This is a genomic window from Vibrio sp. bablab_jr001 (genome assembly GCF_016464285.1).
In the GTDB taxonomy this organism is placed as follows: domain Bacteria; phylum Pseudomonadota; class Gammaproteobacteria; order Enterobacterales; family Vibrionaceae; genus Vibrio; species Vibrio fluvialis.
Window position 1 is genome coordinate 37,197 of sequence record NZ_JACDWZ010000049.1, and the last position, 22,361, is coordinate 59,557.

Sequence of the window (22,361 nt, forward strand, 5' to 3'; positions counted from 1 at the left end):
GTTTATTTAAAAACAACCACTTACGATTTTATTCTGTCCTTTTTGCCAGATAAAAAGCGAGATTACCCCACTACTTTGTGCGAGATCTCTTACAAAGCGGTGGGGCGATCGATTACGCAAGGATCACTCGCCGATCGCGACTCCTTCACGACGAGGATCCGCCGCGCCTTCCAGACCTTGCGCTGTGATGCGAATCGCGTGCAAGCCGGAGTTGAGATCGCGCACGGCGACTTTCACGCCCATCTTCTCCAGTTCCGGTTTGAGCTGCTCCGCTTGGGTGCCCTGTTCGACATCGGTTTCACCAAAGCGGTTGAGCACATGCGGCTGGTTAATCGCGCGCTGAATGTCCATGCCCCATTGCAGATGGGCAATCAACGCCTGCGCCACATAGCCGATGATGCGGCTGCCACCCGGTGAACCGATGGCTAAGTAAGGTTGCTCGTTGTGCAGCACAATCGTGGGGGCCATCGAAGAACGCGGCCGCTTGCCCGGCTCCAGACGATTGGCGATTGGGCGGCCGTTATCGTGGGTCGCAAAGGAGAAATCGGTCAGTTCGTTGTTGAGCAAAAAGCCGCGTACAAACAGACGGGAGCCGAACGCGTTTTCGATGGTGGTGGTGATGGACACCACGTTACCGTCACGGTCGACGATGTTGAAATGGCTGGTGGACGGCAGTTCAATGGACTGATCGGGGCTTTGCAGCATCGCATGTTGCCAAGGTGGCGTGCCGGCTTCGGCGCTGGTCAGGGCTTTGCCCGGCTGAATCAGCTTGGCGCGCTGCGCCAGATACCCGCTGTCGAGCAGTCCTTGCGTTGGCATCGGCACATAATCCTGATCGGCCATGTACAAGCCGCGGTCGGCAAACGCCAGTCGTGAGGCATCACCAATCACCTGCCACGATTTGGCGCTGCTGGCGCCCCAGCCTTTGAGGTCATATTTCTCGGTCAGTGCCAGAATCTGGCCGACGGTCAGTGCGCCGGAGCTTGGCGGCCCCATGCCACACACCTGATAGCTTTGATACGGCGCGCACACGGCTGCACGTTGTTTGATTTGGTAAGCATCGAAATCATGCTGCGCCAGCACACCCGGATTGCCCATCGCGGTCTGAACCGTGTGGACGATGTCTTCGGCGATTTCGCCCTGATAAAACGCTTTGTCACCGCGCTGGGCGATGGCGCTCAGCGTGGCGGCGTACTCGGGGTTTTTCAGCACAGTGCCTGCGGTCAGCGGCGAGCCATCGGGCTGAAAGAAATAGGCTTTGGTGGCGGGGAAACGGCTCAAACGCTGCTGATCGTCGGCAATCAGCGTGGCAAGGCGCGGGCTGACTTCAAACCCCTCTTGTGCCAATTTGACCACCGGTTCAATCAGGCGCGCCCAGGCCATTTTGCCGTACAGACGATGCGTCTCCCACAGCAGTTTGACGGTGCCCGGCGTGCCGACGGAGCGGCCACCGACCACGGCATCGTAAAATTTCAGCGGCTGGCCGGCGCTGTCGAGAAACAGCTGCGGCGTCGCATCGAGCGGCGCGGTTTCGCGGCCATCAAAGGTGGTGAGCGCTTTTTGTTTGGCGTCCCAATACACCAGGAAGGCGCCACCGCCAATGCCGGACGACTGCGGTTCGACCAAGCCCAGCATCAGCTGCACCGTCACCATAGCGTCGATGGCATTGCCGCCATCGCGCAGAATTTGCGCGCCCGCTTCGGCGGCGAGCGGGTTGGCCGCGGTCACCATCCAGTTCTGGGCTTTCACCAGTTGTTTGCTTGCCAGTCCGCTGCTTTGCTCAGGTGCAATCGCGTCGGTGACTTGATTCGGTGCGGCTTGCGCGGCGAAAGAAAATATCAGCCCTGACGTGGCGAGCGTTGCGAGAGTCCACTGCATACTCTTCTCCTTGTTGTAATGGTCAACATTCAGAGTGGCAGTGGACGTGGTGTTTTTCTAGCCAAAGATGATAAATATGCAACCTTGACTCAGAATTGAGGTGAACCGAGCAAGCCCGTCAGTGATTGCCACAGAATCATCACGCCGATCAGGGTGAAGATCGCGCCGCACAGCAGATCGATATAACGGCTGGCGGCCTGCAATTTACGCTGCAAACGCTGGGTTGACAGCATCCACGCCAGAGCGGCAAACCACAGCAGCGACAGGCTCCATAAGATCAGCAAGGCCAGGCTTTTGCCACCCAGTGACATGCCTGCTGGCACCAAGGTCGACATCAGGCTGACGAAAAACACCAGCGCTTTCGGGTTAAGAATATTGGTCATAAAGCCGCGCGAGAAGGCTTGACGTTTATTGCTCAGCAGCAGCTCCGGTTTGCTTGATAACTCTCCCGGGGCTTGTGACCAGTTGGCCAGCGTCGCACGCAGGGCACCGCTGCCGAGATAGAGCAGATAGCTGCCGCCGCACAACTGCAATAGGGCAAACAGCAGAGGCTGCTGATGCACCAGATAACTGACGCCGGTCAGGCTCAGCAGCGAGTGCAGTAAAATGCCGAACGACAAACCGAGGGCAATGTAGACACCGGTCTGGCGGCCATAACGCGTGGCATTTTGAACCACTAACGCCACATCGGGGCCGGGGCTCATCAGGGCGATAAAGTGCACCGTCGCAAGGGTAATAAGAATACTGGCTTCATTCATGAAAGGATCTCCAACAACAGATGTCGTCATTGTGCCAAGCGCGCGTTCGCGCCGCTTGTAAAATTCTGACACTCAGTGCGAGTTGACCGCGGAAGGAGAGACGCCGTAGGTGTGTTTGAACGCTTTGGTGAAATGCGCCTGATCGTAAAAGCCGACCTGATGAGCCACGTCGGTGCCGGGCAGTCCCGCTTTCACCAGCTTCATGCCTTGCTCAAGACGCAGGCGGGTCAGCCAGGCATACGGCGTCATGCCGGTGCGCGCTTTAAAATGGCGCTGCAATTGTGTTGGCGTGAGATTGCACAAGGTGGCCAGTTGCTCTAAGCGCACGGCCTGATCGAGGTTGGCGAGCAGATACTCTTTTAAGGTGGCCAGCGACTGGGTGCCAAGCGCGACGGCATCTTTTTCTTTGATGGCTCCATAGCGCGACACTAAACCGGAAAACCCTTCATAAGGCAGGCAATCTTTGGCGAGCTGACACAAATCCGGCTGTGCCAGTTTCTGATGCAACTGGGTCAGGGACGCAAACACTTGCTGGTCGCTGACGATCAGGCGATCAAAGCTCATCACATCGCTGGGTTTACTCAGTTCGAGCGTTTGGTGAAACCATTCGGGTTCAATCGCGAACACGCGTACCTGATAGCCGGAATCGAGCAGTGAACGGCCGTCGTGCAGTTCATCCGGTGGCATGATCACCAGCTCGCCGTGGCCGACGTTGTGATGTGTGCCCTGATGGAGAAAACGCTGCTGCCCCTGAGTGATGAGCCCAAGGTGAAAATCGAGGTGATAATGGCGCTCGAACGCGAACTCATGATAGTCCGCTTCAATCAGACTGATCGCCTGATGAGGGGTGGTACTGTAGCGAACTTTGTCCATGATGATGTGTGTGCCCGGCGCTGAAGGCATGCGCAGCGGCACGCCATAGAGTGAAACAGTGGTGAAAAAGTCGTCAAACACTTCTAGCGTAGCGAGGCGGGCGCCGTTTGTCTTGTAAAAAACGATCACCCACTGTCGCGATGTGTTTTCAGCGCTGAATGGCGTTAGCGCGAAATTATTTCTGTGCGCTGGCGCTTCGCCGCCGCGTTACTTGGCGACCACGTTGGCCAATGATCGTTTGCGCCCTTGGGTCAGACCATCGACACTGAAGATCACCAGCGCGCTCCAGATGAAGGCAAAGGTAATCGCTTTGTCAGCACTGAAGTTTTCACCGTACACCAATACCGCCAGCAGGAACATCAGGCTTGGGCCGATGTACTGGAAAAAGCCCAGCGTCGAGAGTTTGAGCTTAGTCGCCGCGCCGGTAAAGCACAGCAACGGCAGCGTGGTGACGATACCGGCTGAGATCAGCAGCAGGTTGAGGTGCCAGTCGTTCGCCAGCATGGAACTGGTGGCCGAGTCGGCAATCCACAACAGATAAATCGCCGCCGCAGGCACCAGTACCAGCGTTTCAATAAACAGGCCGGTTTGCGCATTCACGCCGACTTTTTTACGCAGCAGGCCGTACAAACCAAAGGTGATGGCCAGCGAGAACGCCACGATCGGCACCGAGCCGAACACCACCAACTGAATGGCGACGCCAATGGCTGCCAGCGCCACCGCAAACCACTGCAATTTACGCAGCCGTTCGCCGAGAAACAGCATGCCGAGCACCACGTTGAGCAGCGGGTTGATGTAATAACCTAAACTGGCGTCGAGCATGTGATTGGCGTTGACCGCCCAGATAAAAATCAGCCAGTTGCCACCGACCAGCAGCGCGGTGGTCAGCAGATAGACCATCTTCTTTTTGTCGCGGAATACGCTCACTACACTGCGCCATTGACGGCCGAAATGCAGCAGCGCGGCCAGCAGGAAGAAAGACCAAATCACGCGGTGACTGAGAATTTCCAGAGCGGAAACCGAACTGATCGCTTTGAAATAGATGGGCGCAATGCCCCACATGGTGTAGGCGCTGATGGCCAGTATCACGCCTTTTTTGGCGTTTTGTTGTTCTTCGGGTGTCATGCTTTACTTCTCACTAAGATCGCGCACCGAAGGGTGGCGAGTTACCGGGCAGTATACAGGGCAAATCGTTTTCCTCGAACCATTATGCGCCAGCGCACGTTCTGGCCTGAGCATGTTGCCCACGCTTGCGGCGCAATTACTTTGCCAATAGCGGTTTAATTCACCGCTAAACGCCTCTACAATATCCGGCTTATTGAAATGCCCAATCGTCTGTTTGCAGACCGCCACTGAGACCCAGCATGACCGCTACTTTAATCGCTGAACAATCCGACGCGTTGCCCGATCCGCAGACCATTCTGCGCGATGTGTTTGGCTACCAGACTTTTCGTGATGGTCAGCAGGAAGTGATCGAATCGGCCGTTGCGGGTCGTGATTCGCTGGTGATCATGCCCACTGGCGGTGGTAAATCGCTCTGTTATCAGATTCCGGCGTTGGCTCGCGAAGGCGTGACGGTAGTGATTTCGCCGCTGATTTCGCTGATGAAAGACCAGGTCGATCAGCTTAAAGCCAACGGCGTGGCAGCGGAGTGCGTCAACTCGACCCAGAGCCGCGAGGCGCTGATTGGCATTTACAATCGCATGCATTCCGGCCAACTCAAGCTGCTGTATGTGTCGCCAGAGCGCGTGCTGACTGGCGAATTTATCGAGCGTTTGCACAACCTGCCGCTGGCGATGATTGCCGTCGATGAAGCGCACTGTATTTCCCAGTGGGGACACGATTTCCGCCCGGAATACGCGGCGCTTGGCCAGCTCAAACAGCAGTTTCCGCAGGTGCCGATCATGGCACTGACGGCGACCGCCGACGATGCCACCCGCAGCGACATTCTGTCGCGCCTCAATCTGACTGACCCGCACGTTTATCTCGGCAGCTTTGACCGGCCAAACATTCGCTACACGCTGATGGAAAAACACAAGCCGGTGTCGCAGGTGATTCGTTACCTCGACACGCAAAAAGGCCATTGCGGCATCATCTACTGCGGCAGCCGCAAGAAAGTGGAAATGGTGACGGAAAAACTGTGCAACAACCACATTCGCGCCGCCGGCTATCATGCCGGGATGGACGCCGATGAACGGGCGTATGTGCAGGAAGCGTTTCAGCGCGACGACATTCAGATTGTGGTCGCCACCGTGGCGTTCGGCATGGGCATCAACAAACCCAACGTGCGGTTTGTGGTTCACTTTGATATTCCGCGCAACATCGAATCCTATTATCAGGAAACCGGCCGCGCCGGCCGCGATGGCTTGCCCGCAGAAGCCGTGATGCTGTATGACCCGGCAGATATTGCCTGGCTGCGCCGTATTCTGGATGAGAAAAGCGACGGCCCGCAAAAGCAGGTCGAAACCCACAAGCTGACCGCCATGAGCAACTTTGCCGAAGCGCAAACCTGCCGCCGTCAGGTGCTGCTCAACTACTTTGGCGAATATCGCGACAAGCCGTGCGGCAACTGCGATATCTGCCTCGATCCGCCCAAACATTTCGATGCCACCGAAGAGGCGCGCAAAGCGCTGTCGTGTGTTTATCGCGTCAATCAGAGCTTTGGTATCGGCTATGTGGTGGAAGTGCTGCGCGGCATGCAGAACATTCGTATTCGCGAGCATGGCCACGACAAGATTTCGACTTACGGGCTCGGGCGCGATCACAGCCACGACTACTGGGTAAGTATCTTCCGCCAGTTGATTCACAAAGGCATGCTGCATCAGAACATCACGCGCAACTCGACGTTGCAACTGACCGAAGAAGCGCGTCCGCTGCTGCGCGGCGATATGTCGCTGGAACTGGCGGTGCCGCGTTTGGATACCGCGGTGCGCGCGGCCAAAGCGGATAAACTGTCGAGCAAAAACTACGACAAGAAACTGTTCGCCAAACTGCGCAAGCTGCGTAAGTCGATTGCCGATGAAGAAGGGTTACCGCCGTACGTGGTGTTCAGTGACGCGACTTTGATTGATATGGCGGACATTCTGCCGACATCGTATGGCGAAATGCTGGCGGTGAGCGGTGTGGGCCAGCGCAAACTGGAAAAATACGCCGACCCGTTTTTGGATTTAATTCAGGAGCATCTGACCTATCATGGCTGAGTTTGGTTTACGTGATTATCTGGCCATTGACGGCCGCCTGATTGTGGCAACACCCGCGTTTGATTTTGACTCCTTTCCGCCGCTCGGTGAGCGTTTGGTCGCGCGCTTGTCGGCGCGCGTGCTGGAAAAGCAGAGCGATGCCGATTTGCATTCGTGGCTGATTGATTTTGAAGGCTGCCACCTGATGCTGCGTGCCGAACACTACAGTGAATGTGTGTGGCTCGAAGCCATGGGGGAAGGCTTGGCCACAGAAGAGCTCGATTTTATCGCCAGTCTCCTGCGCCGCGGCATCTGAGTGCCAAAGCGCGACGGCTGTTCCATCTCGCCGCCATTTCCCTTTTTCTTTATTTTTCAACGCTTATGCTACTCCTATTCGGCTTAGAACAAGGAGAGCACCATGCGTCTGGAATCCATTCATCAGGATGTCATTTCGTTTGAGCGTTTTATCGGGCGCTGTATCCGTTACGCGCTGATCGCGCTGGGTTTGTTGCTGCTGGGCCTGTTGCCGGGCGTGCTCGGTTTTCTGCTGTTGGCGGAACTCACTGCTGTGCAGGCGTGGCTCAATGCGCTGTCGATGGTCAGCGGGCTGGAGCTGCCGTATCCGGTGGCGGATTTTCACCAGTCGGCGTCGCTGCATCTGTTTCTCGCGTTTTATAGCCTGTTCATCGAAACCGTATTCTTCGTTGCGCTCGCCACACTGTTTGCGCCGAGCATTCACCGCGTTTTTCATCGCATGCATTGCGCGGAAGAGGCCTAGCGGACGCACAAAAAAAAAGCCCCAAACGGGGCTTTTCTGTCTCATCAGTTAGGCTTCGCCGATAAAACCGCCGGTCTGGTGCGCCCACAACTGCGCGTACACGCCGTTTTGCGCCAGCAGTTCCTGGTGGGATCCTTGCTCCACGATCTGGCCCTGGTCCATCACAATCAAACGGTCCATGGCGGCAATCGTCGACAGACGGTGCGCAATCGCAATCACGGTTTTGTTTTCCATCAGCTTGTCCAGGTTCTCCTGAATCGCCGCTTCCACTTCCGAGTCCAGCGCAGAGGTGGCTTCGTCCATGATGAGGATCGGCGCGTCTTTGAGCAGTACGCGCGCGATGGCGATGCGCTGGCGCTGACCGCCGGACAGTTTCACCCCGCGTTCGCCCACTTGCACGTCGTAGCCCGAGTGGCCGCTTTCATCTTTCAGCAGTTCAATAAAATCGTGCGCTTCGGCCTGACGGCTGGCGTGCATCAGCTCTTCTTCGCTGGCGTGCGGGTTGCCGTAGAGAATGTTTTCACGAATCGAGCGGTGCAGCAGTGACGTGTCTTGGGTGATCATGCCGATTTGCTGGCGCAGCGATTCTTGCGTGACCTGCGCGATGTCCTGACCGTCGATCTCAATCCGGCCGGCGTTTAAATCGTAGAAGCGCAGCAGCAGGTTCACCAGCGTGGATTTGCCCGCGCCGGAGCGACCGACAATGCCGACTTTCTCGCCCGGTTTGAGGTGCAGATCGAGCCCGTCAAACACCGCTTTCTGGTCGTTGTATTGAAAACCAACCTGATGGAAGCGAATGTCGCCTTGGGTGACAGCCAGCGGTTTGGCGTGCGTCGCGTCTTCAATTTCAATGTCGTTGGCGATGGTGTTGATGCTGTCGATCACCATGCCGATGCTTTCAAACATGCCGCGGATTTCCCACATGATCCATTTCGACATGCCTTGCAGGCGCAGCGCAATGCTGATGCCAATCGCGATCACGCCGACAGTTACGCTTTCAGCCAGCCACAAATGAATCGACAGCGCCGCCATCGAAAACAGCAGCAGGTAGTTAATCAAATCCACGCTGTAGAGCAGGCTGGTGAGGGTGCGCATCTGCTGATACACCGTCGCCAGATAGTTTTTCATCCCTTTTTGCGCGTGTTGGGTTTCGCGCTGCGAATGCGAGAACAGCTTCACGGTGGTGATGTTGGTGTAAGTATCGACGATGCTGCCCGTCATGCTCGACTGTGCGTCGGCCTGAGCGGTAGAGATGCGTTTCAGGCGCGGAATAAAGAACACCTGGATCAGAATATACAGACACAGCCACGCCAGAATCGGCAGCACTAACACGTCGTCGGCGCTGGCAATCATCACCAGCATGGAGACGAAGTAGACCGCGATGTACACTGACAGATCGACCAGTTTCATCACCACTTCGCGCACCGAATGGGCGCTCTGCATCACTTTGGTGGCCACGCGCCCGGCAAAGTCACGCTGAAAAAAACCAACACTCTGTTTGAGCAGGTAACGGTGCACCAGCCAGCGAATCGACATCGGGTAGTTGCCGAGAATCGCCTGATGCAGCAGGTTGGAGTGCACAAACGCCAGCACCGGCATCACCACCAACACCAGCAGTGCCATCGACAGCAGTGCGCTGCCGTTTTCCGCCCAGAAGTTGGCGCGCGAGCTGTTGCTCAGCATGTCGACCAGTTCACCCATGTAACGCACCAACGTGACTTCTGCGATCGCCACACAGGCGCTGAGCAGTGACATCAGCAGCAGCGGTTTTTCAAACCCGCGCGTGTAATAACGGCAGAAGCCAAACAGGGTTTTGGGCGGTTGTTGCGGCTCGTGATCCGGAAACGCGTTGGTGAGATTTTCAAACCAGTGAAACATGAAAGTGACCTTGCTCTTTGAGGAGTAGTTGCAATTTGAATGTGGTTACTGACTTTTCATCGACAGAATAATCAGTAAAATGGCGGAATTGGTATAGTAATGATAATTAAAACGGTTCTCAATAACCTTTGGGTGATCTGAGAGGCGGGAGGTAAGCGAATGTTCACCCTATCTGGCGTGGAGATGGTCCGCGGAGGTCGCCGCATTCTGGCGATTGAGCAGTTGAACATCCCCACCAACGAACTGACGGTGGTGCTGGGCCACAATGGCTCCGGCAAATCAACGCTGGTCAGTTTGCTGTCCGGTCAACAGGCACCGGATACCGGGTCGGTATTGCTGAATGACGCGCCGCTGACGTCACTGAGCAGCAAATCGCTCGCCAAAGCCGTCGCATTCCTGCCGCAAAAACTGCCTGCCAGTGCGGGACTGACGGTACGGGAACTGGTGCGTCTTGGCCGTTTTCCCTGGCGCGGCGCACTCGGCTTCTGGCGTCAGCAGGATGCCGATATTATCGGAGCGGCGATGGACAAAACCGGCGTCAGCGCGTTTGCCGATACGTTCGTTGATGAGCTGTCGGGCGGTGAACGCCAGCGGGCCTGGGTCGCGATGCTGCTCGCGCAAGAATCGCCGGTACTGATCCTGGATGAACCGACCTCGGCATTGGATGTGCAGCATCAGTACCAACTGATGGCGCTGCTGGCAGAACTGAATCAGAAGCAGGGCTGCGGCATTATTGTGATTCTGCACGATCTCAATCTGGCTCTGCGCTACGCGACCCATATTGTTGCGCTCAAGCAAGGGCGGATTGCCTTTGACGGCCCCGCTACAACGCTGGCTGATGAGCAACGACTTTCCGATTTGTACCAAACTCCGATTACGCTGATCGATCACCCACATGCGGTGAGCGAGGCCACTACCAATAAGGTCGCGATTGTATGTGCCTGAAATCGACTGTGAAGCAAACTCTGCTGCTGTTTGGCCTGTTGGTCTGCGGCGTATCTTCCGCTCTGGCAGCCATTGAGGTGAGCGATTCGCTCGGCCAGCAGACGCTGAATGCCGTGCCTCAGCGTGCGGCGGTACTGGACTGGAGCCTGCTCGAGCAGGTAATTGAACTGGGTGTGACGCCGATTGCGGTCACCGATGCCGATTCGTACCGTGACTGGGTGGTGAAGCCGGCTATTCCGGCTTCGGCGGAAAATGTCGGCACGCGCGGTGAGCCCAATCTGGAAAAAATCGCGGCATTGAAACCCGACATTATTCTGATCACCGGTTCACAGCGCGATCTCAAACCGCGTCTGGAGCAAATCGCGCCAGTGTTGCTCTACACCAATTTCAGCGCCAATGACGCGCAAGCCGAAGTGGCGATCACCCAATTTAAACAACTGGCGCAGGTGTTTGGTCAGCAAGCGCTCGCCGAGCAAAAACTGGCCATGATGGACCAGCGTTTTGCCGAACTGAAAGCCGAGCTCAATGCGCATTTTGGCTCGCCGCTGCCGCGCACTCTGGTGATGCGTTTTGCCGACACTAAATCGACCTTTATCTACACCCAAGATTCGATGGCGTTCTACGTGGTGGAAAAACTCGGCCTGACTCCGGCGCTGGTGGAAGCGCCGCAGCAGTGGGGCATCGTGCAAAAGCCGATCGCTGATTTACGTAACGTGCGTGATGGTTATGTGCTCTACATCGAACCGTTCAATGAAGAGAAAAAACTGAAAGCCTCGGTGCTGTGGAAAGCGATGCCGTTTGTGCGCCAGCAACATGTCAACTCGGTCGAGTCGGTCTGGAGCTACGGTGGCGCGATGTCACTGCTGTATACTGCGGAAGCCATCACCGCCAGCCTGCTTGAAATGGCCCCCGCGTCATGAGCGCCAAACATCTGCTCGCGGTGGTGATGTTATTGGCCGCCGCCGCACTGGCGAGCCTGCAGTTCAATCAGCCTTTGGTGCTCAGTCAGCAGTGGAGCCTGATCGGGAGTCCGCAACTGGCTGAATCGTTTGATGATTTCAACTTTGCTTACGCGCAACTGCCAAGGCTGGTGATGACGCTGATTGTCGGCGCCATGCTCGGGCTGGTCGGCAGCCTGATGCAGCAACTGACGCAGAACTCGCTGACTTCTCCGCTGACGATGGGGACGTCGTCCGGTGCCTGGCTGGCACTGATCATTGTCAGCATCTGGTGGCCGGATGCCATTGCCGATTACAGTGCGCTGGCGGCGATGACTGGCGCGCTGCTGGCATTCGGTCTGATTCTGCTGATCGCCGGGCTGGACAACATGACAGGTTTACCGATGGTGATCTCCGGTATGGTGATCAACATTCTGCTTGGCGCGATTGCCGGCGCGATCATATTGCTGCATCAGGATTACGCGCAGAACGTGTTCATGTGGGGCGCAGGCGATCTGGCGCAGAATGGCTGGGAGATGATTGAGTGGCTGGTGCCGCGCTTATCGCCACTGGTGCTGCTGTTGCTGTTGGCGCCCCGCGTATTGACGCTGTTGCGCTTGGGTCATCAGGGCGCGCAGGCGCGTGGATTGTCGGTTATTCCGGCGTTTTTCCTGCTGATGATCATCGGCATCTGGTTGGTGTCCGCATCGATCACGGTTGTCGGCCTGATTGGTTTTATCGGCCTGCTGACCCCCAATATTGTGCGTGCGCTTGGCGCGCGCACACCGCGTATGGAGCTGGTGGCAAGTGTCGTGTTTGGTGCGTTGTTAATGCTACTGACGGATATGCTGGCACAGTGGCTGACCTTATGGTTTGGTCAGGTGGTGCCGAGTGGTGTGACCGCGGCCGCCATTGGCGCGCCTGCGCTGATTTGGTTCAGTCGTCGTCAGCTGAAAGCGCAGGATGGTATTGCTGTGGCGCTGCCGGGTTCGCGTCAGCGCGTCAGCCGTGGGCTGAGCGTCACCGTCGCCGCGCTCTTGGTGGTCGGAGTGGCGCTCTATTTCTGTTATCAGCCAGACAGTGCGGATACCTGGTTGGCGTTGCCGAGTGATTATCAGTGGTCGCTGCGCTGGCCGCGTGCGCTGACAGCGCTGTGCACTGGCATTGGCCTCGCGCTGGCGGGGACCATTTTGCAGCGTCTGATTTACAACCCGTTAGCCAGCCCGGATATTCTCGGCGTGTCGTCCGGAGCGACCTTTGCACTGGTGTTCTCCAGCTTGTTTCTTGGTCAGTCGCTGCTGTCGACCCAGTGGGGGACGGCGCTGGCAGGCAGTCTGGCGGTGCTGTTGGTGCTGATCTTACTCGGGCGAAAACATCAGTTCGCGCCATCAAGTGTGATTCTGACCGGGATCGCGATGACAGCGCTGCTGCAGGCGTTTGTGCAGTTCTGTCTGGCGAAAGGCAATCAGGACAGCTACAAAATTCTGCAATGGCTGGCAGGGTCGACTTACCGAGTGACCGCCGAACAAGCGACACTGCTGTCTGGTCTGGTGCTGGCGCTGTTTGTCCTGAGCCTGATGAGCAGCCGCGCGCTGACGCTGATTTCCATCAGCCGTTCGTTTGCGACGGCACGCGGCCTCAATAGCGCCTGGATGTCGCTCGGCTTGCTGGTGTTGGTGGCCATGCTGTGCGCCGTGGTGACGGCGACCATGGGCCCGGTGGCCTTTGTCGGCCTGATCGCGCCGCATTTGGCGCGCATGCTTGGTGCGCAGCAGGTCAAAGCGCAGTTGCTGCTCGGCAGCCTGATTGGCGCGACGACCATGCTGTGGTCAGACTGGCTTGGGCAGGTATTGCTGTTTCCGAATCAGATTGCCGCCGGCACGCTGGTCGCGATTCTCGGCGCACTGTATTTCCTCGCGCTGCTGATTGTTAATCGTCTGGCGAAGCGCTGATCTCGTTTCCCTTTACGCAAACAGAAGGAATGGCGGCGCGATTCCTTCTGTCTTCCTGATAGTTATCTCACTTTTCCCCACATTGATTATTTTTATGGCATTGCAAATCGTTCTCATTGGCAATATCATTCGTAAAAATTTTAATGATTAGTTTATAAATTAAAGCAGGGGTATTTATGAAATCGTTCCGTCTTTCTCCAGTCGGGCTTGGTGTGGTTGCCGCGCTCGCGCTTGGACAAACTGGTTATGTTGGCGCGGAAGAAACCGCCACACAAAGCAGTGAAGCGAAAGAGGTCATCACCATCGTTGGTTCTCAGGTCGACTTAGGTGGCGACTATCAGGGTGGTCAGGTTGCACGCTCAGGCCGCGCCGGTATTCTCGGCAACCAAGATTTCATGGATACTCCTTTTTCATCAAGCAACTACACCTCGAAGCTGATCGAAGATCAGCAGGCCAAAAGTGTCGGCGATGTGCTGAAAAATGACCCGACGGTGCGTCAGGCTGTGGGTTACGGTAACTTCCAGGAGCTGTACATGATTCGCGGCTTTCCGGTCTATTCCGACGACATGACGCTGAACGGTGTGTACGGTATTCTGCCTCGTCAGTATGTGGCGGCAGAGATGCTGGAGCGCGTGGAAGTGTTCCGCGGTGCGAACTCGTTCGTCAACGGTGCAGCGCCGGGCGGCAGTGCGATCGGTGGTTCCATTAACCTGGTTCCAAAACGGGCGGGTAGTGAACCGCTGACCCGCGTTACGCTGGGTACGCAATCCGGTGGCCAGGCATATGGCGCGATGGATGTGGCTCGCCGTTTTGGTGATAACCAGGAAAATGGCGTGCGTGTGAACGTAGTGGCGCGTAACGGTGATGACGCTGTGGACGATCAGGAAACCCAATTGGGGGTGCTGAGCTTAGGCTTTGACCACCAAGGTGAAAATTTCCGTATGTCCGCCGATCTTGGCTATCAGGATCATCACATTGATGCGCCGCGCCCAAGTGTGACGCCGGGCAGCGCAATTCCTTCGTTACCAAGTTCAGAGGCCAACTACGCGCAGGATTGGACTTACACTGACGAAAAACAACTGTTTGGTGTTGTGCGTGGCGAATACGATTTCTCCAGCCAGACGACCGGTTGGATTGCTGGCGGCATGCGCCGCGGTAAAGAACACAACCTGCTGGCTAACCCAACGGCGGATGCCGATGGCAACCTGACGGCTTACTTGTTTGAGAACGTGCGTGAAGACACCGTCATGTCAGGGGATACCGGTGTACGTCATGAATTCTCAACCGGCAGTGTGGGTCACACTGTGGTGGTGTCGGGTTCGGTCTATCAGTCTCGTTCGAAAAACGCCTACGTGATGTCATCCAGCACCGATGTTGGCTCACTGTACGACTATGACTCACTCGATCAGTTTGCCGGTCTGTACTACGGCGGTTCGCTCAGCGATCCAAAAGAAACCGAACGCGTGACTTACAGCAGTGCTGCGCTGGCAGACACCTTGTCGCTATTTGATGATCAGGTGAAAGTGATGCTGGGCGCGCGCCTGCAGCGTCTGGAAACCAGGAGTTTTGATTATAGTACTGGCGAAAAGACGGGTGACTATAGCAAAACTGCACTGACTCCGTCGGTGGGTGTCGTTTATCAGCCAACGCTGGATATCTCCCTGTATGCTAATTACTCTGAAGCATTATTGCCCGGTGAAACAGCACCAGCAGATAGCAGTAACCCGACTGGAGAGGTGTTGAAACCAAACCGCTCTGAACAGTATGAAGTGGGCGCGAAATACGACAATGGCAGCTACGGTGCCGTGGTGAGCCTGTTCCAAATCAGTAAGCCAAGTTACATGTACGACAGCAACAATTACTATACCGACAATGGCGAGCAGCGTAACCGCGGTATCGAACTGTCTGCGTTTGGTGAACCGATTGAGAGCGTGAAAGTGTTGGGCGGTGTGACGCTGATTGATGCGGAAATAGTCAAAAACGCAGATGCAACTACAGAAGGTAAACAGGCGATCGGTGTGCCGAAAGTGCAGGCCAACGTCAACATTGAGTGGGCAACCCCGTTTGTTGAAGGCCTGACTCTGGAAGGTCGTACGTTGTACACCGGCTCTCAGTACGCCAGTGCGGACAACTCACTGGAACTGCCATCGTGGACTCGTTTCGACCTGGGCGCGCGTTACGGCATGAAGCTGGGTGATAATGCACTGACGCTGCGTGCACGTGTCGACAACGTGACCGACAAGAGCTACTGGGCTTCAGCAGGTGGCTACCCGGGCAGCAACTACCTGGTGCAGGGCGCGCCACGCACGTTTGTTCTGTCAGCCAGCTACGATTTCTGATGACCCACAAAAAAACCAGCTTCGGCTGGTTTTTTTATCATTACTTCTTGGTGATCTTGTCCAGATAGCCCATGGCGAAGGCCGACAACACAAACGTCACGTGCAGCAGCAGGTACCACTGAATTTTTTCACTGTCGATGTGCTCGGTATTCATGAACACCTTCAGCAGATGAATCGACGAAATCGCCACAATCGACGCTGACACTTTGTTCTTCAGTGAGCTGGTGTCGAGTTTACCCAGCCAGCCCAGCTTGTCGTCGTTCTCATCCACATCAAGCTTCGAAACGAAGTTTTCGTACCCGGAGAACATCACCATCACGATCAGGCCGCCAACCAACGAAATATCAATCAGCGAGAGAGTGACGAGAATCAGATCCACTTCTTTAATTGAGAAGATGATAGGCAGCAGGTGAAACACCTCCTGAAAGAATTTAATACCCAGCGCCAGCAGAACCAAACTGAGGCCAAGATAAATAGGCGCCATAATCCAACGCGCTGAATACAAAAGTTTTTCCACTAAATTTTCCATCATGAAGAAGCCGATTTGTTGTTATTAGACAGCGGTGCGCACAGTGCCCACCGTAATGGCGCGATATTACTCTGATTGCCGCGGGTTTGACTATCGGCAAACGGTAAAATTTTTCCATTGCCTGAGGAGCGAAATCGCAGCAAGCAGAAAACAAAAAGCCCTGCAAAAGCAGGGCTTGGCATGTGTGCTACGGCGACTATTCGATGTTCTGGATCTGAATGGTGGTTTTCAATGTTAGTTCTTTAAATAACAGTGGCTTATATTTTATTTTTTGTCTTTTTTCAAATGCATGCCACCACCTATGTCACCACTTCTATGAGGTTGGGATAATATTCTTCATTACGTTCGCTAGTTCGTCAATTTTTGCTCGAGGGTTTAGTGATATAACTCCGAACTTAAACTTATTAACGTATGCTGGGTTAAAGAAGATTTTTGGAGATGACTCCTTTTCCCAATTACTAGATGGAGCTGAGTTAACCGAAGGTGAAATCAAGTATGCGCCAACTACTTTGCGCTCTATAGATCCGCCATTGTCACTCACAATAGCATCTCTATACATATGTGAGGAGGCTATAGCGTCATTTAGAGCTTTTTCCACCCGATACTTTGCATCTAGAACTACTATTGATTTATTTGAGTCTGAACACCGTAAGGAAATATCCGGGATCATTGTCCTTGAATAAGAACCGATGTCATCGCTAGCTTTCCAGTATTCATCATAGCTTTTTTGAAAATGAAGTGAAAAAGTATCAAAGCCAACCTCGACGATGACATTCGTCTTGGCTAAAGGTGTAGAGTTTTTTCTGATTGAATATGATGTAGGTGCATACCCTAGGATTTTACAAGCACTAATTAATCGATAATAGCACCAGATTTCATATAACTTATGAGTCTTTGCCAATGGCATGTTCAGAAAGTCTCCGAAAGACTTACCTATGCCCATATTTACCTTTCTCTGGAGATCAAAAAATTTTCTGTATTGCGGAATGGATGTAAAAATATTAGTTGGTTGTATAAGTAAACTACCCAAATCGCTTACATTGTTAAAAAAATCTTTTCTTAATAACTCTTCAATTGAAGCGCTTAACTTGAAAGCCCTCTGTGCCCACTTTAAGAGTGTCTTATTGTCTTTTGACCTTTCAGATCTTCTTTTTATTTTTCTTCCTATAAATAAAAGCCAAACTGACCATACATTTAAGCAATGTTTAATACATCTATGTTCATAAATGTCCAGCTCACTATGGCTAACGGTTACTGGTAGCTTGGTTGGTATAAATGTTTTTCTAAACCTCATTGAGCCATGGATGCTATGTGCCTCAGTAATCTTCGTTGGATCAACAACTCCTGAAAGTTTACTTGGATCTTGATACTCGACTTTATTCCTGAGATAGGATACGGGATTATCCGTAATACTACTAATACAATGGTAAATAGCATTGAAGTTTGATCTGAGGTGTTCAAGCTTTGTTAATGGTGTTGAGTAATCAATTCCTTCTTCTACACTGACTCTAGACTCTCCAAGAGAAAACAGTTCTGATGATTCTTGAAGAATCTGAGAGAGCATAATTTCAAATTCGGAATGTGTTAGCTTATTTCTAGATGGGGATAAAACTAGATTTTTATTGAATAATAACTTGTTGTTTTCATACAAATCAAAGTCAATTGAACCAGCTATAAAGCCAGTTTCCCATTGCCATAAGTCGGTATTAGGCGACCTTGGTCGTAGGGCCAGCATCTCAGAGTCATCAATATGTAAAGACGTTACTTTTGTCTCTCTGGTATAACCAACTTCTACTTGATAAGTTTTATTTTCATACAGCTCTGGCTGAATATCATCCGGCTTGTTTGGCCAAATTCTTATAATGTCTTTTGAATTGGAATCAATTAAATCTATGTATTTAATCATAGGCTATCGAAATGCCTTATATGCTCCAAAATCATCTAATTGATTTTGTAGATATCCAATAAAATCCTTACATAAAGGAAGCTGGATAGAAAGTGAATTATTCTCAAAAAATGAGCTTAGTTCTTCAAGCATTTCTCGAGAACTTTCATCTCCCTTAAGTTTTTCAATGATCCTACTTTTTATTACCCGGTCTAATTGTGAATTATAGTCAACACCTTTTTTGGACTTTACTTTATCCATATAGAGCATAGTTTCTTCTATGACCCTGTTAGTTAATCGGTTATTACCCTTATTTAGTATATCTGTCAAAGTACAAACGAAAATTTTCAATTCATTAATTGTGTCTTTTAGGCTAGAAATTTTTTGAGCTAAAAATATAAGAAATTCTTCTGTATTATTAGCCTGTAGATCAATAACTACTGCTCGATCAAGTACTTTATCACTAATTGGAGTAGTTGACTCATCAACATTAATTGTTCCAATTAGATATAGATTAGAAGGTAGAATTATTTTTTCTGGGATAACTTTTCCTTCTGGAGAAATTACTCCTTCTCCTCTCGAGTGTAATTCAAATTCTTCTCTAGACTCCATAGCTGACAATATATCTGAGAAGTAATGCTCCACACGAGCCAAGTTCAGCTCATCAAGGCACACAAAGACAGGACATCGTGGGTTCTCATAAGCAGTTAAAATAGCATTTAAAACAGGAGGTACTATATATTGGTTAGACATTACATCAAAGTACCCCATTACTTGGCTAGGATCTGTCCAGTTTGGTCTTACCGGACATATAAATAGTAAGGGATGTTTATCTTTTAAACTGTCAATTTTTGATACAGCTCTAGAGTATGCTCTAACTAATAAAGTTTTTCCTGTACCAGAAGGCCCTTTAATAAGAACAAAGTGTTTATCAGGATGGAAAGTTAATCCTAAGTGAAATTCTTCAACCGTAGATTTCTCGTAGTGACCACCAAGCGATTTTATTCTAGAGCAAATATCATCAAGATCAGCAGCATCTAGATCTACTTTGAAATTTTCGTAGTCCTTATATCCCTCTTCGTCCATTGTTAAGTCTGCGAAATAGTAAGAGATCCAGTCATCTTCGTTATCAGTATTATAAAAAGATGGTGGATTTAGTAAGACATGATCTATAGCATTTATAGCGTGTGAGCAAAGGTTTCTAAAACCATTAGAATCTTGCGTCCTTTCAATTAAGAGTCCGCCCCATCCCGCAATAGAAAATAAAGGTGCTATCCTTGCCGATGTTTGATCTGTAATAATAGAAGAACCCAACTCTGAATCTAGAGTTTTAGTATTTGTGTAATCATCTTGGAGTACTTCTCGAGCAGTTCTTATTTTGTCTATCGCTTCATCGATTTCATCATCCGATTCGACTTTAATTAGAACACGGTTCACTTCTTCGAAGTGTATTTTGTTTCCTAGAGACCGCATTGCTTTCCAAAGTAGAAAGTAAGGATGCACATTAGGAACACTCATACTCTTTTTCTTTGAGTCAATAGGATTATTATACTGGTACCTAGAAAGTATCTTTACTACTGAAGAGGAAGCTTCTTTTAGTTTGCTCTCAGCGAAAGATTTTATAGAATTTTCTAGGTTTCCAATATCATTGCTAAGTTTGGAATGTTCAATCTTGTGATCTCGAATAAATACGAGTCCTAGCCTTTCATATAGTTTCCGATAAGTTCTTATTCTTGAATCAGCTTTTCCGCTATATGAATGCTTTCGAATTTCATCATAATCTGTTGATAAAGTTCCAGATGGAATATTTAAAATATCTTGTAAATGAGACCTTAAATCTGAGTTTATCTGTATGTCAAACTCAGGGAACTCTGTAGTGTCTCTATCTGACATTGGCCAAGTCATGCGGCAACCTCCTTATTTTGAACTTTTATGTTTTCGTTTAGAAAACACTTTATGTGTTCTGCAATACAATTAGAAAGCTTCGGAGGTACTGCGTTTCCTATTTGTCTGGCAACTTCCACTTTTGTGCCAAAAAACTGAAAATCGTCAGGAAAAGTTTGCAATCTAGCGCCTTCTCTCAGAGTTACAGTTCTATCTTCTTCTGGATGCCCAAATCTACCTCGTGAAAAGGAGTCAAATCTTGCTGTAATCGTTGGAGCAACGCTATCCCAAGGCATTCTACCATAGGTATCTAGATGCCTATGTGATGCATTGTTTTTATGGCATGCTAGCTGTAAATGCTCAGGTAATGAGTCTCGACCTTGTCCAGCTGTAATGCTTCTGATTCTCTCTAAGTTAATTGCTGATAGTTTGTCAGCTTTGTGATTATAGGCATGTTCTTCATCAACATGCTGTAAATCAGCAATTGAGTCCCTTACTGTTACAGGTCTCAGCTCAAACTCAGGAATTGGCTCTGGGAATTCAAAGGCTTTGTCTACTTTGTGTTTGTTTACCCCAATTAGGAATACACGCTTTCTTGCTTGAGGAACACCAAACTTGCTTGCATCAAGTTTTTTTGTGTAGAACTCAAATGTTGCTCCTAAGGTTTCTTTTAAACTTTTAAGAACTTCTTCGCCTCTTTTGGAGAGTAAGCCAGATACATTTTCCATGACAAAAACATAGGGATTCAATTGGTTTACTAGCCTTGCGTATTCTAAAACCAAATAATTTCTATCATCGGTGTCACTCCCTCTTCTTTGGATGCTAAAGCCTTGGCATGGAGGCCCACCGATTACAATATCAACGGTCTTATTTTTACCAATTTTTTTCAGTATGTCACTGCCGCTTAACCTATAAATATCAACTACTTCAGCGTGATCGCCTAAGTTGTGATTATATGTCTTAATTGCTTTTGTATCATTGTCTGCGGCAAAGAGAACATTAAACCCTGCCTTTTTAAAGCCGAGAGACAAGCCTCCAGCGCCACAGAATAAATCAACTACATTGAAAGATGAACTCATCGATTGTTCTACCTTGCTTTATAAATGAGATAAAAGTGCTAAAAGAGTTACCTATTGGGTTATCTATAGTTCGAACCATCCCATTGGTTGTTTCGCTTTTAAAACAAAGGGCCATGTGTTTGGCTAAGGACTCAGAAAACTTAGGAGGCACGGCATTCCCAATTTGTTTGTATTTGTCATCAAAAGGTCCTTCAAAATAGAAGTCATTTGGGAAGCTCTGTAATAGAGCTGCTTCTCTAACGGTTAACCCTCTATCTTGTTCTGGATGTAAAAAACGTCCGCATGAAGGGGTCCTGCATCTTGCTGTTATTGTTACAGAAGGTTTATCCCAAAACAATCGACCATAAACATCAGAGAAACCGTTTACTTTATCAAGACACTTTGGGCCAACCCCTCTAGGTCTTGAGCCGCCATCGGTAGGAACTTGTTTGAAAATATCAATTGTACTTTTTCTGTGACTTGAAGTTATATGCATTGGGTCATCTTTGCTCTTCTCACCAGCTGCCAGTTTGGGTAATGGTTCAAGAACATCTCGGACGGTTTTGAATTGTTCTCTAGTACATTCAATCGGTGGAAGTGAAAACTGCTTATTTTTACTAGCAATGACAACGGCTCTGAAGCGCTCTTGAGGTACGCCATACTCAGCCATGTTGACGATCGTTGATACTGTGTTGTATCCGTTAGAGTCTAAAAGTTCTTTTGCCGCCTTGTAATGAGGCCAATGCTTTTTGGCAAATAAATCTGGTACGTTTTCAATTACTATTGCGTCAGCATTGCATTGAATCGCTAACTCGACATATCTTGCGACGAGACTATTTCTATCATCTAGCCTCTTATCCTTTTTTTTGTGCGAAGAAAAACCTTGGCATGGTGGGCCTCCAACAAACACTAGTGGCATGTTAGGCTGGATATTAAAAGTATTCTTCAATACTTCAGGTGATAACTTGCCAATATCTAGCTGCTTTGGTGTTATACCAAAGTTAGTTTCATAGGAAGAATTAGCATGTTCATCAAAGTCTATAGCACCAATTACTTTATAAGTATCTTTTAGTTTGTGGAAGCCGTATGAGAGCCCGCCACAGCCAGAAAAAAGGTCAAGTACCTGAATCATTAGTTAAACCGCTGTTGTTATATACAGTATCATTATAAACAAAAAGGATTGACTTTTAATCAATCCTTTTCAACTTTGCGTAAGAATTTAATGTTATTTGCTTTCAATAGGTTAGATTTAACTAGTGTATCGTGCCGCAATTACATCCTTCAGAAGGTGTTAATTTACAATAAATCCTCTGACTTTTCTATGAGGCAGTTGCTTCTTAAGATAAGTGAATCGCCACTGATTTCCTAGACGTCTTTTAGTTAGATAAACTAGCTAAAAAAGAGGTGTCCATGAGCCATAAACGTTACCCCGAACAATTCAAAATCGAAGCAGTGAAACAAGTCACTGTTGCCGGCCATTCTGTTGC

Annotated in this window: 17 protein-coding genes; 7 read left to right on the forward strand and 10 right to left on the reverse strand. The window is 50.7% G+C overall.

The genetic code is table 11. The annotated features are described in order from the left end of the window. Positions 1 to 123: 123 nt before the first annotated feature. The 4 genes from ggt to rarD all read right to left on the reverse strand — a co-directional run bounded on the left by ggt (position 124) and on the right by rarD (position 4,634). The gene (ggt, locus tag JIG40_RS10040) at positions 124 to 1,878 is read right to left on the reverse strand and encodes a gamma-glutamyltransferase (RefSeq protein ID WP_199465287.1); all 1,755 of its coding nucleotides are present in this window, start codon (positions 1,876 to 1,878) and stop codon (positions 124 to 126) included. A gap of 89 nt (positions 1,879 to 1,967) precedes the next feature. Further along, positions 1,968 to 2,636 (reverse strand): LysE family translocator, encoded by a 669-nt coding sequence (locus JIG40_RS10045; protein ID WP_047463183.1) that lies wholly within the window; start codon positions 2,634 to 2,636, stop codon positions 1,968 to 1,970. A 72-nt stretch (positions 2,637 to 2,708) separates the two neighbouring features. Continuing rightward, positions 2,709 to 3,509: an AraC family transcriptional regulator gene (locus JIG40_RS10050; RefSeq protein ID WP_024374646.1), complete on the reverse strand. Its 801-nt coding sequence runs from the start codon at positions 3,507 to 3,509 to the stop codon at positions 2,709 to 2,711. 207 nt (positions 3,510 to 3,716) lie between these two features. Beyond that, positions 3,717 to 4,634 carry an EamA family transporter RarD gene (gene rarD / locus JIG40_RS10055; RefSeq protein WP_047463186.1) on the reverse strand — a complete coding sequence of 306 codons (918 nt, stop codon included), beginning with the start codon at positions 4,632 to 4,634 and terminating at the stop codon, positions 3,717 to 3,719. 239 nt (positions 4,635 to 4,873) lie between these two features. On the opposite strand from rarD, the gene recQ reads away from it, so the two are divergent. The 3 genes from recQ (at position 4,874) to JIG40_RS10070 (ending at position 7,466) form a co-directional block, all read left to right on the forward strand. After that, complete coding sequence (recQ, locus tag JIG40_RS10060) at positions 4,874 to 6,709, forward strand: ATP-dependent DNA helicase RecQ (RefSeq protein WP_199465288.1); 1,836 nt, start codon at positions 4,874 to 4,876, stop codon at positions 6,707 to 6,709. Further along, positions 6,702 to 7,004 (forward strand): DUF3630 family protein, encoded by a 303-nt coding sequence (locus tag JIG40_RS10065; protein ID WP_199465289.1) that lies wholly within the window; start codon positions 6,702 to 6,704, stop codon positions 7,002 to 7,004. The genes recQ and JIG40_RS10065 overlap by 8 nt, the downstream gene beginning before the upstream one ends. Before the next feature lie 102 nt (positions 7,005 to 7,106). Continuing rightward, the gene (locus JIG40_RS10070; protein ID WP_199465290.1) at positions 7,107 to 7,466 is read left to right on the forward strand and encodes a hypothetical protein; all 360 of its coding nucleotides are present in this window, start codon (positions 7,107 to 7,109) and stop codon (positions 7,464 to 7,466) included. A gap of 48 nt (positions 7,467 to 7,514) precedes the next feature. Here JIG40_RS10070 and JIG40_RS10075 read toward each other — a convergent pair whose 3' ends face one another. Next, positions 7,515 to 9,344, reverse strand: a complete 1,830-nt coding sequence (locus JIG40_RS10075) for an ABC transporter ATP-binding protein (RefSeq protein ID WP_199465291.1) — start codon at positions 9,342 to 9,344, stop codon at positions 7,515 to 7,517. A gap of 159 nt (positions 9,345 to 9,503) precedes the next feature. On the opposite strand from JIG40_RS10075, the gene JIG40_RS10080 reads away from it, so the two are divergent. The 4 genes from JIG40_RS10080 to JIG40_RS10095 all read left to right on the forward strand — a co-directional run bounded on the left by JIG40_RS10080 (position 9,504) and on the right by JIG40_RS10095 (position 15,518). Then, positions 9,504 to 10,289 carry an ABC transporter ATP-binding protein gene (locus tag JIG40_RS10080; protein WP_154183748.1) on the forward strand — a complete coding sequence of 262 codons (786 nt, stop codon included), beginning with the start codon at positions 9,504 to 9,506 and terminating at the stop codon, positions 10,287 to 10,289. After that, entirely contained in the window at positions 10,280 to 11,209 is a 930-nt protein-coding gene (locus JIG40_RS10085) for an iron-siderophore ABC transporter substrate-binding protein (RefSeq protein ID WP_199465292.1), read from the forward strand. The genes JIG40_RS10080 and JIG40_RS10085 overlap by 10 nt, the downstream gene beginning before the upstream one ends. Continuing rightward, on the forward strand, positions 11,206 to 13,179 hold the full coding sequence (gene fhuB / locus JIG40_RS10090; RefSeq protein ID WP_199465293.1) for a Fe(3+)-hydroxamate ABC transporter permease FhuB: 1,974 nt from the start codon (positions 11,206 to 11,208) through the stop codon (positions 13,177 to 13,179). Before JIG40_RS10085 ends, fhuB begins: the two co-directional genes overlap by 4 nt. Before the next feature lie 176 nt (positions 13,180 to 13,355). Further along, positions 13,356 to 15,518 (forward strand): TonB-dependent siderophore receptor, encoded by a 2,163-nt coding sequence (locus JIG40_RS10095; protein ID WP_199465294.1) that lies wholly within the window; start codon positions 13,356 to 13,358, stop codon positions 15,516 to 15,518. Between the two features lie 40 nt (positions 15,519 to 15,558). On the opposite strand, the gene JIG40_RS10100 is transcribed toward JIG40_RS10095, so the two are convergent. From JIG40_RS10100 to JIG40_RS10120, 5 genes are all read right to left on the reverse strand, one after another. Further along, a complete protein-coding gene (locus tag JIG40_RS10100; protein ID WP_038130135.1) occupies positions 15,559 to 16,047 on the reverse strand; it encodes a TIGR00645 family protein in 489 nt (162 codons plus the stop codon). A 313-nt stretch (positions 16,048 to 16,360) separates the two neighbouring features. Further along, positions 16,361 to 17,953 (reverse strand): DUF2357 domain-containing protein, encoded by a 1,593-nt coding sequence (locus JIG40_RS10105; RefSeq protein WP_199465295.1) that lies wholly within the window; start codon positions 17,951 to 17,953, stop codon positions 16,361 to 16,363. 3 nt (positions 17,954 to 17,956) lie between these two features. Then, on the reverse strand, positions 17,957 to 19,837 hold the full coding sequence (locus JIG40_RS10110; protein ID WP_199465296.1) for an AAA family ATPase: 1,881 nt from the start codon (positions 19,835 to 19,837) through the stop codon (positions 17,957 to 17,959). After that, positions 19,834 to 20,895: a DNA cytosine methyltransferase gene (locus tag JIG40_RS10115; RefSeq protein ID WP_199465297.1), complete on the reverse strand. Its 1,062-nt coding sequence runs from the start codon at positions 20,893 to 20,895 to the stop codon at positions 19,834 to 19,836. The genes JIG40_RS10110 and JIG40_RS10115 overlap by 4 nt, the downstream gene beginning before the upstream one ends. Then, on the reverse strand, positions 20,870 to 22,006 hold the full coding sequence (locus JIG40_RS10120; protein ID WP_199465298.1) for a DNA cytosine methyltransferase: 1,137 nt from the start codon (positions 22,004 to 22,006) through the stop codon (positions 20,870 to 20,872). Before JIG40_RS10120 ends, JIG40_RS10115 begins: the two co-directional genes overlap by 26 nt. Positions 22,007 to 22,361 lie beyond the last annotated feature (355 nt).